Genomic DNA, 14,644 nt, shown 5'->3' with positions numbered 1-14,644 from the left:
GGGTAGCGCCCCGCCGACCCCCGCCACGACCCCGGCCGGCACGACATCGCCGTCGTCGGCATGGCCGGGCGCTACCCCGGAGCGGACACCCTGGAGGAGTTCTGGGACCTGCTCAGCGAAGGCAGGCACAGCTTCGAGACCGTGCCCGCATCCCGCTGGCGCCACGGCGACATCCACTTCGACGAGCGCGACGTGCTCGGCAAGACCGTCGTGCGCACCGGCACCTTCCTGCGCGACGTGGACGCGTTCGACCCGCGCTACTTCAACATCTCCCAGCGCAACGCCGAGATCATGTCCCCGGAGGTGCGGCTGTTCCTGCAGACCGGGGTGACCGCGCTGGAGGACGCCGGGTACTCGCGGGAGACGCTGCGCCGCCGCTACGACGGCGACGTGGGCGTGCTCGTCGGCTCGATGAACAACAGCTACGCCTACTACGGCTTCCAGAACATGCTGCAACGCGGCACCACCACCAGCGGCAGCGAAGTCGGCGTGATGGCGAACATGCTGTCCTACCACTACGGGTTCACCGGCCCGTCGGTGTTCGTGGACACCATGTGCGCCTCGTCCGCGGCGTGCGTGCACCAGGCGGTGCGGCTGCTGCGCGACGGCGAGACCCGGATGGTGGTGGTCGGCGGGATCAACCTGATGCTGCACCCCTACGACCTGATCTCCACCTCGCAGGCGCACTTCACCACCAAGTCCGCCGACGTGGTGCGCAGCTACGGGCTCGGCGCGGACGGCACCATCCTCGGCGAGGGCGTCGGCGCGGTGGTGCTCAAACTGCTCGGCGAGGCCGTCGCCGACGGCGACCACGTGTACGGCGTGATCAAGGGCAGCGGGCTCACCAACGCGGGCGTGCGCAACGGGTTCACCGTGCCCAGCCCGCAGCAGCAGGCCCGCGCCGTCGAACGCGCGCTGGACGACGCCGACGTGGACGCCCGCACCATCAGCTACCTGGAGGGGCACGGTTCGGCGACCTCGCTGGGCGATCCGATCGAGATCAAGGGCGCGAGCCTCGCGTTCGGCCGGGACACCGACGACACCGGGTTCTGCGCGCTGGGCTCGGTGAAGTCGAACGTGGCGCACCTGCTGTCCGGCTCCGGGCTGGTGGGGCTGACGAAGGTGCTGCTGCAGCTGCGGCACCGCACCTTGGCGCCGTCGCTGCACTCCGAGACGCTGAGCCCGGCCATCGACTTCGCGGCGACGCCGTTCGCGGTGCAGCGGGAACGCGCCGCGTGGGAACGGCCGGTGGTGCGCGGTGAGCAGGTACCGCGCCGGGCCGGGATCACCTCGATCGGCGCGGGCGGCATCAACGTCCACCTGGTGGTGGAGGAGCACGACGGCACCGTGGTCGCCGCCCCGGACAGCGGCGGGCCGCAGCTGCTGGTGTTCTCCGCGATGACCCCGCAGGCGTTGCGCACGGTGCTCGGCGACCTGCGCGACCACCTGGGATCCGCGCGACCCGGGCTGGACGCGCTGGCCTACGGGTTGCAGACCGGCAAGAACGAGCTGCCGTGCCGGCTGGCGTTCGTCGCCACCGACGCGCGGCACGCGCTGGAGCGGATCACCGCGCTGTCCGGGGTGGACCTGACCGCCGATGCTCCGGTGCTCCCGGAGGGCGTGGAGTTCGTCGCCAGCACGCTGCGGCAGCGCCGCGCGGCGAACGCCGCCACCGTCGAGCAGGCCGTCGCCGGCCGCGACCTGGCCGCGCTCGCCCGGCACTGGTCGCAGGGCGCCGGGGTCGACTGGGACCGGCTGTGGCCGCTCGGCACCCGGCCCGCGAAGCTCTCGCTGCCCGCCTACCCGTTCGAGCGGGTCCGCTGCTGGTATCCCGAGTTCGACGACGCGCCCAGCGTGCTGCGGCCGCTGGCGTTCACCCGCCGCGCACACCCGTGGGTGGGGGAGAACCGCTCCGACCTGCACGGCGTGCGCTACGAGCTGAAGCCGCGCGGCGACGAACTGCTGGACTACGTGCACACCGCGGGCCGCAAGCGGCGGTACGCCACCCTGGCGCTGCTGGACGGCGCGCTGGCCTTCGCCCGCGTCGCCGGGATCACCGGTCCGCTGCGGGTCCGCGACGCCGAGTGGGCGGCGCTGCCCGCGCCCGCCGACGAGACCGAGACCCTGGAATGGCGGCTCGGCGGCGCGTCCGGGGCGCACCGGGTGGAGCTGCGGCACGCCGACGGCACGACGCGGTTCGCCGCCACCGTCGAAACCGTTGCGGGAGAACGGGTTCCGGACGTCCCGGTGGACGTGCCCGACGAACTCGACCAGGACGGTTTCTACGCGGCGCTGGGCGAAGCGGGCCTCGACGCGCGGCCCTACTCGCGCAGCGTCGAGGGCGTGGCCCGGCTCCGCGACGGGCGGCTGCTGGTGCGCGTCGGCGAGCCCGCGCTGTGCCAGGACCCGCACAAGCGGCACGTGCACGTCCCGGCCTGGGTGCTCGCCGGGGTGCTGCAAGGCGTGCAGCACGCGCTCGGCGACCCCGACGCGACCGTGCTGCGGGTCGCCGCGCTGCACGGCGAGGAGCTGGACCGCACCCGGGTGCTGGTGCTGGACCGGGTCGCCGACGCCGAGTTCCGCATCGACCTGGCCGACGAGCGCGGCCGGGTGCTGGGCCGGATCGAGCGGGCCGAGTTCGGGGCCGGGGAGCTGCCCGGATCGGTGCGCGGGTCCGCGGTCGCGGTGGTTCCGGCGCTCGCCGCGCCGGTGGCGGACCCGAGTTCCGCCGCCGCGCCCGAGTCCACATCGGACGATGAGTCCCGGTTGGTCCGAGCGCTGCGGAAGACCGTCGCCGACCAGCTCAAGTTCGACCTCGCCGAGATCGACGCCGACACCCACTTCCACGCCTACGGGTTCGAGTCCATCGCCCTCGCCACGCTCGCCACCGAGCTCAACGGCCTGCTCGGCGTGGAGCTGAGCCCGGCGGTGTTCTTCGAGTGCCCGAACATCCGCAGCCTGGCCGAGCACCTCCGCGAGCGGTGGCCGGACCGCGCGGCGGCACCCGCGCAGACCGCACCGACGCCCGCGCAGACCGCACCGGCACCCGCGCAGGCGCCACCGGAGCGCGCTCCTGCGGCCCCGGCTCCGCACGGCCCGGCGCAGCAGCCTCCCGCAGCCGGGTCCGCCTCGGACGCGGTCGCCGTCGTGGGCGCCGCCGGTCGGTTCCCCGGCGCCGCCGACCTCGACGAGTTCTGGCGGCGGCTGCGCGCCGGGGACGACCTCGTCACCCCCTACCCGGGCGACCGGTTCGACGAGCGCTACGCGGACACCGTGGCCCGCACCGACTTCCCGAAGTTCGCCGGGCAGCTCGCCGACGTGGACCGGTTCGACGCCGGCTTCTTCAACCTGTCCCGCCTGGAAGCCGAGCTGATGGATCCGCAGCAGCGGCTCGCACTGGAGACCACGTGGGCGGCGCTGGAGGACGGCGGGTACGCGCCGGCGCGGCTACCGGAACGCACCGGCGTCTACTTCGGGGTGTCCGGCAACGACTACCACCAGCTGCTCAACGCCAGCGGCGTCGCACCCGACGGCTACACCGCCACCGGGAACGCGCATTCGGTGCTGGCCAACCGGATCTCGTTCGTGCTCGACGTGCACGGGCCCAGCGAACCGATCGACACGGCCTGCTCCAGCTCGCTGGTGGCGCTGCACCGGGCGGTGCAGGACATCAGGTCCGGGCGCTGCGAGATGGCGCTCGCCGGTGGGGTGAACCTGCTGCTCAGCGGCGACACCTTCGCCGCCACCCAGCAGACCGGGATGCTCAGCCCCGACGGCCGGTGCAAGACGTTCGCCGCGGACGCCGACGGCTACGTGCGCGCCGAAGGCGTCGCGGTGGTGCTGCTCAAGCCGCTGGCGGCCGCGGTCCGCGACGGCGACGCGATCTGGGGCGTGGTGCGCGGCAGCGCCGAGAACCACGGCGGCCGGGCCGGATCGCTCACCGCGCCCAACGGCGTGGCGCAAGCCGCGCTGGTGCGGGAGGCGATGGGCGAGCTCGATCCCGGCAGCATCGGCTACGTCGAGGCGCACGGCACCGGCACCGCCCTCGGTGACCCGGTGGAGGTCAACGCGCTCGCCACCGCCTATCGCGACCTCGGCGGGCCCGGCCCGGACGGGCGGCCGTGGGCGCTGGGCTCGGTCAAGACGAACATCGGCCACGCCGAATCGGCCGCGGGCCTGGCCGGGGTGCTCAAGGTGCTGCTGGCGATGCGGCACCGGGAGCTCCCGCCGACGCTGCACTGCGACCGGCTCAACCCGCACCTGCCGCTGTCCGGCGGCGAGTTCGAGGTGGTGCGCCGCGGTCAGGTCTGGGAGCCGCGCGCCGACGCGGACGGGCGGGCGTGGCCGCTGCGGGCCGGGGTGAGCAGCTTCGGCTTCGGCGGCGCCAACGCGCACGTCGTCCTGGAAGCACCGCCGCGACCGCGGCGCGCCCCGGCCGACGGCGGACCGCAGGCCGTGCTGCTGTCCGCCCGCGACGACGAACGGTTGCGGGAGGCCGCGCGGCGGCTGCGGGACCACCTGCGCGGCGCCCCGGCGACCGCGCTGCCGGACCTCGCGCACACCCTGCAGGTCGGCCGGGAGGCGATGGAACGGCGGCTCGGACTGGTCGCGGACAGCGTCGAGCAGCTGGCCGGCGCCCTGGACCGCTATCTGGCCGGGGACAGCACCGGGCTGCACGTGGGCGGTGTCCCGCGTTCGCGCGGCACCGGGGTGCGGCGCGGCACCGCGCACTCCCCGGAGGTGGCCCGGGCGCTGCGGGACGGGCGGCTCGACGAGGTCGTGCGGCTGTGGTGCGCCGGGTCCGATGTGGACTGGTCGGTGCTGCACCCGGCGGGTACCGGCGTGCTCCGGTTGCCGGGCTACCCGTTCGCCCGCGAGCGGTACCGGGTACCGGACGCCACGCCCGGAAACCACTGGAACGACCGGGGAAACCCCGGTGCGCGGCCGGGAACCGGTTCGGTTGTGCGGAAAACCGCAGCGCCCGCGGAGGAAACTGCGGTGGTGGAAGGGAGATCCCCGGAGCCCGGTTTCGACACCGGTGCCTACGCGGCGCTGCTGGACGCGGTCCTCGACGACCGCCTCGGACCGGACGCCCTCAGCGATGCCTGACCACGAGCCCGCGCCACCGCGCCCCCGAACGGAGCCCCACGTGAGTCGACAGATCCTCCGCCTGCCGATCTGGCGCGACGCACCGGCGCGGCCCGGCGCCGAACCGGTCGACGCCCGGCGGCTCGTCGTGCTCTGCGACGTCCCCGGCACCGAGGCCGTCGCGCTGCGGTCCGCCGCGGTGTCGGTGGCGCAGGTGGACGGTCGCGCTGACGGTGCCGCCGCAGGCTTCGAGCACGCCTCCACCCGGCTGCTCGGCGAGCTCCAGCGGGTGCTCACCGCGGGCGGCCCGTGCCACGTGCAGGTCGTGTGCCCGGCGGGCACCGCGACCGGGTACGCCGGACTCGTCGGGCTGCTGCGCACCGCGTCCCAGGAAGACCCGGGGCTGCGCGGGCAGCTCGTCGAGTTCGACCGGGTCCCCGCCGGGCCGGAACTCGCGCGGGTGCTGGCCGCCGAGCTCGGCTCCGCCGACGAGCACGTCCGGTACGACGGCGGCCGCCGCCGGGTGCGGGACTGGGAACCGGTGTCGCGCCCGGACGCGCCGGTGCCGTGGAAACCCGGCGGCGTCTACCTGATCACCGGGGGAGCGGGCGGTCTCGGCGCGCTGCTCGCCGCCGACGCCGCCCGGCACGCCCCCGGCGCGCACCTGGTGCTGTGCGGGCGGTCCGAGTCGCGGGAGGTGCCGCACGGCGAGTACCGGCGCCTCGACGTCACCGACCGCGCCGCCGTCGCCGCACTCGTCGCCGACGTGGTGCGCGCGCACGGCCGGCTCGACGGCGTGCTGCACGCCGCCGGGCTCGTCGAGGACGACTACCTCATCCGCAAGTCCTTCCAGCAGGCGCAGCGGGTGCTGGCGCCGAAGGTCGCTGGTCTGGTGCACCTCGACCACGCCACCCGCGACCTGCCGCTGGACTTCTTCGCCGCGTTCTCCTCCGGCGCCGGGACGCTCGGCAACGCCGGGCAGGGCGACTACGCCGCCGCGAACGGCTTCCTGGACGCCCACCTGGCGCACCGCGCCGAGCTCGTCGCCGCCGGGGCCCGCTCCGGGACCAGCACCTCGATCGGCTGGCCGCTGTGGCAGGACGGCGGCATGCGCGTCGCCGCCGAGGAGATCCCGGCGCTCACCGCCCGCTTCGGGCACCCGCTCGCGACCGGCACCGCGCTGCGCGCCCTGCGCGAGGCGCTGGCCGTCGGAGCACCCCAACTGCTGGTCATCGACGAGGAGGGCGACGTGCCGGAGCGACCGGGAGACCTGCGGGCGGCGGTGCTGCCCGCGCTGAAGGAACTGGTCGCCGCGACGGTGCGGCTGGACCCGGCGAAGCTCGACGCGGCCGCGCCGCTGGACTCCTTCGGCATCGACTCGCTGGCGGTGACCCGGCTGAACCGCGGCTTCGCGCGCTGGTTCGGGGCGCTGCCGAAGACCCTGCTCTACCAGCACCCGACGTTGCACGACCTCGCCGGGCACCTCGCCGAACGGGACCCGGAGGGGTGCAGGCGGTGGCTCGCCGAGAGCGCGCCCGAGCAGCCGATGGCCGACACCGGCCCGACCCGCGCTGAACCGACCCGCGCTGAGTCGCTCAGCACCGGCCCGGCCAGCGCCGAGTCGGTCCGCACCGGATCAGCCGGCACCGGATCAGCCAGCGCCGAACCGGCCGGCACCGAACCGCGGCCCGCCCGCCCGCTCGATCCCGCCGAACCCATCGCGATCATCGGCCTCACCGGCCGCTACCCGGATGCCCCCACCCTCGACGAGTTCTGGCACAACCTGCGCACCGGGCGCGACAGCGTCCGCGAGATCCCCGCCGAGCGCTGGTCGCTGGACGGCTTCCACGAACCCGATGCGCAGCGCGCCGTGCAGCGGGGCGCCAGCTACGGCAAGTGGGGCGCGTTCCTGGACGACTTCGACCGCTTCGACGCCGCGTTCTTCGGCATCGCCCCCCGCGAGGCCGCCGACGTGGACCCGCAGGAACGGCTGTTCGTGGAAGCCGCCTGGTCGGCGCTGGAGGACGCCGGTTACACCCGGGAGCGGATCGCCGACCGGCACGGCGGCCGCGTCGGCGTGTTCGCCGGGATCACCAAGAACGGCTTCGACCGGACCGGTCAGCGCACGGACGCGGCGCCGCGGACCTCGTTCGCCTCGCTGGCCAACCGCGTCTCCTACCTGCTGGACCTGCGCGGGCCGAGCATGCCGATCGACACCATGTGCTCGTCCTCGCTGACCGCGATCCACGAGGCCTGCGAGCACCTGCGCCACGGCGACTGCGAACTGGCCGTCGCCGGGGGCGTGAACCTCTACCTGCACCCGTCGACCTACGTGGAGCTGTGCCGCTCCCGGATGCTCGCCTCCGGGCCGGCCTGCCGCAGCTTCGGCGTCGGCGGTGACGGCTTCGTGCCCGGGGAAGGCGTCGGGGCGGTGCTGCTCAAACCGCTGTCGCGGGCGGAGGCCGACGGCGACCCGATCCGCGCGGTGGTGCTCGGCTCCGCCATCGGTCACGGCGGCCGGAGCAACGGCTACACCGCGCCGAACCCGCGCGCGCAGGCGGCCGTGGTGCGCGAGGCGCTGGACCGCGCGGGCATCTCCGCCGGGGACGTGGGCTACCTGGAGGCGCACGGCACCGGCACCCGGCTCGGCGATCCGATCGAGGTCGAGGGGTTGACCGAGGCGTTCGCCGGGCAGGCCGAGCGGTGCGCACTGGGCTCCGCCAAGTCCAACATCGGCCACCTGGAAGCGGCGGCGGGCGTCGCCGGGCTCACCAAGGCGGTGCTGCAGCTGGAACACGGCGCGCTCGCGCCCACGCTGCACGCCGAACGGCCCAACCCCGACATCGACTTCGCCGCCACCCCGTTCGTCCTGCAGACCACCGCCGCCGACTGGCCGGCCGCGGCGGGCCGGCCGCGCATCGCCGGGGTGTCCTCGTTCGGCGCGGGCGGCGCCAACGCGCACCTGGTGCTCGCCGAGCACCGGCCCGCGCCCGTCGCGCCCGCCGAGCCGCACGCGGTGCTGCTGCCGCTGTCCGCCCGCACGACCGAGGACCTGCTGGCCCGCGCCGCGCAGCTCGCCGGGTGGCTGGACGCCGCCGCGGACCCGGACCTGCCCGCCGTCGCCGCGACCCTGCAGCTCGGGCGCGAACCGATGGACGAGCGGGTGTGCTTCCGCGCGAGCACCGCGGCCGAATTCCGCGAGCGGCTGCGCGACTTCCTCGCCGACCCCGACGGCGGCGGGCCGTGGCACCGCGGCCGGGTCCGCACCACCCGGGAGACGCTGAACGCGTTGGCGGGCAAGGAAGAACTGCGCGCGCTCGTCGCGCAGTGGATCGCCCGGGACGAGCTGGGCGAGCTCGCCGCGTTCTGGGCGAAGGGCATGCCGCTGGACTGGACCGCGCTGCGGCCGGTCGCGCGGCGGGTGCACCTGCCCGCCTACCCGTTCGCGGGGCGCCGGTTCCCGCTCGGGGGCGCCGGTGACGTCCGCGCGGAGAACTCGTCACCCGCGAACGGCACCGCTGCGAACGACCTCGCTGAGCAAGGCATCGCGGCGAACGGCGCCGCCGCGGGAGACCTCGTCGAGCAGGGCACCGCCGCGAGCACTCCCGAGCGGCCCGCGGCCTCCCCCGCCGAGGTGGAGCGGGTGCTGCTCGACGCGGTCGGCGAGGCACTGGACGTGCCGATCGCCGAGATCGATCGGCGCCGCCCGTTCGCCGACCACGGCCTGGACTCCATCCTCGGCGTCAACCTGGTGCACACCCTCAACGCGGCCTTCGGCACCGAGCTGGAGACCACGGACCTGTTCGACCACGGCAGCGTCGAACGGTTGCGGACCCACCTGCTCGACACCTACGGTCCGGCGCTGCGCTCGCCCGGGGCCGAGCGGGACGGGATCACGACCGGCCCGGGATTCCCCGCCGGAACGGGGAGAACCGCCGCGGCGGAAGCGGACTCCGCCGCCGGGCGGGAGGAGGCGATCGCCGTCGTCGGCATGGCCGCCCGCTACGCCGACGCCGAAGACCCGCACGCCCTCTGGGACCACCTCGTCGCGGGCGCGGACCTGCTCGAACCCGTCACCCGCTGGCAGCTCGGCCCCGAGATCACCTGCCGCTCCGGCAGCTTCCTGCGCGGCATCGACCGGTTCGACCCGGTGTTCTTCGCGATGTCCGGCGTCGAAGCCACCTACACCGACCCGCAGCAGCGGATCTTCCTGGAGCAGTGCTGGAACGCCCTCGAAGACGGCGGCTACACCGGCGAACGGCTGCGCGAGCGCAACTGCGGCGTGTACGTCGGCTGCTACACCGGCGACTACCACGACCACCTCGACGACGCCCCGCCCGCGCAGGCGCTGTGGGGCACGATGGGTTCGGTCGTCGCCTCCCGCATCGCCTACCAGCTCGACCTGCGCGGACCGGCGCTGACCACCGACACCTCCTGCTCCAGTTCGCTGGTGGCGCTGCACCTGGCCTGCCGCGACCTGCTCTCCGGCGCGACGGACCTGGCGATCTCCGGTGGCGTGTTCGTGCAGACGACGCCGCGGCTGTACCGCTCGGCGAGCCCCGCGGGCATGCTCTCGCCGACCGGGCGCTGCCACGGCTTCGACGCCCGCGCCGACGGGTTCGTGCCCGGGGAGGGCGCGGGCGCGGTGCTGCTGAAGCGGCTCGCCGACGCCGAGCGCGACGGCGACCACGTGTACGGGCTGGTCCGCGCCACCGGCGTCAACCAGGACGGCACCACCAACGGCCTGACCGCGCCCAGCGCCGCCTCCCAGGAGCGGCTGCTGCGCGAGGTGCACGCCGCGGCGGGCGTCGAACCCGGCGGCATCCAGCTGGTGGAGGCGCACGGCACCGGCACCCAGCTCGGCGACCCCATCGAGTTCCGCGCGCTCAGCCGCGCCTTCGCCGGCGCCCCCGCCGGATCGGCCTCGCTGGGCACCATCAAGCACAACCTGGGCCACACCCAATTCGCCGCCGGGATCGCCGGGGTGCTGAAGTCGCTGCTGGCGCTGCGGCACCGGCGGATCCCCGGCTGGCCCGGCTTCGGCGAGCCGAACGCGGCGCTCGCCCTCGACGGCAGTCCGTTCCGCATCGACCGGCACACCCGCGACTGGCCGGAACCCGCGTCGGGGCCGCGCCGCGCCGCGGTGAGCTCGTTCGGCGCCAGCGGCACCAACGCGCACGTGGTGCTGGAGGAGCATCGCGGCGGACCGGTCGCCGCCATCCCCGGCGAGCACGCGTTCCTGCTCTCGGCGCGGACTCCGGCCGCGCTGCGCGAGGTGGTGCGGCGGCTGCTCGCGCACCTGAACCGGGAACCGGGCCTGCCGACCGGGGTGGTGGCGCACAGCCTCGCCGCCGGGCGCGCGCACTTCCCGCACCGGCTCGCCACGACCGCCGCCGACCTGCCCGCGCTGGCCGAGCGGTTGCGCGGCTGGCTCGACGGGACCGCAGGGCCGGAGGTGCTGACCGGGGAGACCGCCGCCGATCCGCGGCCCGCGGACGGGGACCGCGCGCTCGCACCGCAGGAGCTCGCGCGGGCCTACGTGCGCGGCGAGGTGGACCGGTTCTCCGCGAGCTTCCCGGCCGCCGCGCGCCGCCAAGTGCCGCTGCCGACCTACCCGTTCGAGCGGCAGCGGTACTGGATCGAACGACCCGCCGCGACGGGCCTCGGCGCACCCGCCACCACCGCCGTCGCCGGGCCCGTGGAACCGCGGACCGCGCAGGCCACCGCCCGGACCGCGGAGGTCACCACCCGGGTGAACCCCGCCTACCGCACCCGGCTCACCGGCGACGAGTTCTTCCTCGCCGACCACCACGTCAACGGCCGGGCCGTGCTGCCCGGCGTGCTCTCGCTGGAGTTCGCCCACCGCGCCGCCACCGGGGATCGCACCGCGCCGCTGCGGCTGCGCGACGTGGTGTGGCCCGCGCCGTTCCCCGTCGCCGAGGGCGGCGCGGAACTGGCGGTGCGCCTCGACGGTGACGCGTTCCGGGTGCTGCGCGACGGCACCGAGGTGCACGCCCAGGGGCGCATCGCGGAACCCGCCGCCGCGCAACCGGAATCCCTCGACGTGCTGCGCGCCCGCTGCTCCCGCCGCACCCTCACCCGGCAGCAGTGCCACGACGCGCTGGAGGCCGTCGGCATCCGGCACGGCGACCGGCTGCGCGCCGTGCGAAGTCTGTCCATAGGGGACGGTGAGGTGCTGGCCCGGCTGGAACTGCCCGCGGACACCGGTGATCCCGGCGAGTTCGCGCTGCACCCGGCGATGCTGGACAGCGCCGTCCAAGCCGTCGTCGGCCTGCACGGCGACGCGACCGGCGCGCTCGCCGAACGCCGCGGCGCCCCCGCGCTGCCGTTCGCGCTGGAGCACGTCGACCTCTTCACCCCCACCACCGCGCGCATGTGGGCACACCTGCGCCACACCGCGGGCTACGAGCCCGCCCCCGACCGGGACGTGACCAAAGTGGACATCGACCTGTACGACGACGGCGGACGACTCAGCGCGAGCCTGCGCGGCTACGCCTCCCGCCAGGTGACCGGTGCGGAGGAGCCCGCTGCCACGCTGCTCGCCCCGGCCTGGGACGCACTGCCCGCGGACGAGGACGCGCCGCTCTGGCCGGCGCCGCAGGCCCGGGTCGTGCTCGCCGGTGGCACCCCCGAGGAGCAGGCGGAGCTGCGCCGCCACCACCCGGGCGCCACCGTCCTCGACGTCACCGCCGAGGCCACCGTCGATCAGCTCACCGGACTGCTGCCCGCCGAGGTCGAGCACGTGTACTGGACCGCCCCGGCGACCGATCGGCCCGAGCAGGCACCGATAGCGCTGTTCCGCCTGGTCAAGGCGCTGCTGGCCGGAGGTGCCGACGCCCGTGGGCTCGGCCTCACCGCGCTCACCCGGCGCGCGCGGCTGCTGCCCGGGGACACCGGATCTAACCCGGCGCAGGCCGGGGTGCACGGGCTCCTCGGCACCCTCGCCAAGGAGTACCCGCACTGGCAGGTCCGGGGCGCCGACCTCGACGGACCGGTGCCGTGGTCGGAGGTGCGCGCGCTGCCGGCCGACCCGAACGGCGAAACCCTCGCGCACCGGCACGGCGAGTGGTACCGCCAGCGCCTGCTCGAAGTCCCCGCGCCCGGCACCACCGCCGCGCCCCCGCGGCCCGGCGGCGTCGTCGTCGCCATCGGCGGCGCGGGCGGCATCGGCCAGGTGTGGACCGAACACCTGCTGCGCCACCACGGCACGCAGGTCGTGTGGCTCGGCCGCCGCCCGCAGGACGCCGAGATCACCGCCAAGCAGGACGCGCTCGCCGCGCACGGCCCCCGCCCCGACTACGTGCGGGCCGACGCCACCGACCGGGACGCGCTCGTCCGTGCCCGCGACGAGATCGTGCGCAGGCACGGCCCCATCACCGGGGTGCTGCACTCGGCGATCGTGCTCGGCGACCAGACCCTCGCCCGGATGGACGAGGAGCGGTTCCGCACCACCTTCGCCGCCAAGGCCGACGTGACGGTCAACCTCGCCGAGGTGTTCGCGGGCCAGCCGCTGCGGTTCGCCGCGTTCTTCTCCTCGATGCAGGCGTTCTTCAAGGCGCCCGGCCAGGCGAACTACGCGGCGGGCTGCACCTTCGCCGACGCCTGCGCCGAAACGCTCCAGGAACGCCTGGGCTGCCCGGTGAAGGTGCTGAACTGGGGCTACTGGGCGGGAGTCGGCATCGTCACCGCCGACGGCTACCGGCAGCGGATGGCGCAGCTCGGGCTCGGCTCCATCGAACCGGAGGAGGGAATGGCCGCGTTCGACGCGCTGCTGGCCTCCCCGCACCCGCAGCTGGCGCTGCTCAAAGCCACCGACACCCGCAGCATCGACGGCCGCTACTCCGCGGACGCGCTGACCCACCTGCCCGCCACCACCCCGTCGCTGATCGAGGCCCTGCGCGAGGGCAGGCCCGACCGGCGCGAGGAGGTGGCGCGGCTGCGAGCGGGCGCCGACGGGCACGCCGGGTCGATGCACGACGCGCTGGTGCGCATCACCTGGGCGCTGCTGCGCTCGCTCGGGCTGTTCGCCGACGACCGCGCCGCCACCGCCGCGGAATGGCGCGCGGTCGGCGGCGTGCAGGACCGCTACCAGCGGTGGATGCAGCACAGCCTCACCGTGCTCACCGAATCCGGGCACCTGCGCCACGACGGCGACGGCCGTTACGCCCGCACCGACGGTCGCCCGGTCGACCTGGACGCCGCCTGGGCGGACTGGGACCGGGACAAGGACCGCTGGCTCGCCGAGGACGCCAAGCGCGCCCAGGCCGTGCTGGTGGACACCACGCTGCGGGCGCTGCCGGACATCCTCACCGGGCGCCGCCCCGCCACCGACGTGATGTTCCCGGGCACCTCGCTGCACCTCGTCGAGGCCGTGTACAAGAACAACCCGGTCGCCGACCACTTCAACGACGTGCTCGCCGACACCCTCGTCGACTACCTGCGGCGGCGGCTGGAACAGGACCCCGGCGCGCGGCTGCGCATCCTGGAGATCGGGGCGGGCACCGGCGGCACCAGCGCCGTCGTGTTCCGCCGGTTGCAGCCGTGGGCCGAGCACGTCGAGACCTACCGCTACACCGACATCTCGAAGGCGTTCCTGCTGCACGCCAAGAAGACCTACGGCCCGATCGCGCCCTACCTGGACGGCCGGATCTTCAACGCGGAGCAGCCGCTCGCCGGGCAGGACACCGATCCCGGCCAGTTCGACGTGGTCATCGCCACCAACGTGCTGCACGCGACCCGCAACATCCGGAACACGCTGCGCAACGCGAAGGCCGCGGCCCGGCCGAACGGGGTGCTGCTGCTCAACGAGCTGTCCGACAACATCGTGTTCAGCCACCTCACGTTCGGGCTGCTGGACGGCTGGTGGCTCTACGACGACCCGGCGCCGCGCATCGCCGGATCTCCCGGGCTGTCCCCGCGGAACTGGACGCGGCTGCTGGCGGAGGTCGGGTTCCGCGGCGCGTTCGTCGGTGCCGAGGGGGCCGACGACCTCGGCCAGCAGGTGATCGTGGCGGAGAGCGACGGCGTGGTGCGCCAGCCGCGCGAGGGCTCCGCGTTCCGCGGGGTGCTGGCCGACGCGGCTCCGGTGCGCTCGGCCGCCGCGCCCGAACCGGTCGAAAACCCAGCAGTGGCGGCGGAAAGCCGTTCGTCCGATGTGGATGGTGAGCGGCGAGTCCGGGATGCCGCCGCCGACTACTTCCGGGGGCTGGTGGCCGAGACGCTGCAGCTGCCCGTCTCCGACATCCGCTCCGACGTGTCCTTCGACCGCTACGGCATCGACTCCATCCTGGTGGTGCAGCTGACCGACGCGGTGCGCCGGGTGCTCGACGGGGTGGGCAGCACGCTGTTCTTCGAGGTCCGCGACGTGGACGGGCTGGTGGCGCACTTCCTGCGGACCCAGCCGGCGGCGCTCGCGGCGCTGGTCGGGGTGACCGCGGAGGAGGAACCGGCGGCCGCGGCCGTCCAGGCACCGGCCGACACCACGAGTCCGGCCACCGCGAGCCCGGGCACCGCGAGCCCGGCCGCTGCGACTTCG

2 protein-coding genes (1 of these 2 cut by a window edge) are annotated in these 14,644 nt (G+C 75.1%); both read left to right on the top strand.

Going from position 1 to position 14,644, the window contains the following annotated elements; genetic code table 11:
* Positions 1-45 precede the first annotated feature (45 nt).
* Positions 46-5,109, top strand: coding sequence for a beta-ketoacyl synthase N-terminal-like domain-containing protein (locus LCD33_RS15850; protein ID WP_224977998.1), 5,064 nt, complete (start codon positions 46-48; stop codon positions 5,107-5,109).
* A gap of 40 nt (positions 5,110-5,149) precedes the next feature.
* Positions 5,150-14,644 carry the 5' end (the start) of an SDR family NAD(P)-dependent oxidoreductase gene (locus LCD33_RS15845; protein ID WP_224977996.1) on the top strand. 14,994 nt of this gene lie beyond the right edge of the window, so the window shows 9,495 of its 24,489 coding nt (coding positions 1-9,495); the start codon lies at positions 5,150-5,152; the stop codon falls past the right edge of the window.

It is taken from the genome of Saccharopolyspora sp. 7B, assembly GCF_020177435.1.
In the GTDB taxonomy this organism is placed as follows: Bacteria; Actinomycetota; Actinomycetes; order Mycobacteriales; family Pseudonocardiaceae; genus Saccharopolyspora_C; species Saccharopolyspora_C gregorii.
This window is presented reverse-complemented; position numbering and strand designations above follow the sequence as displayed.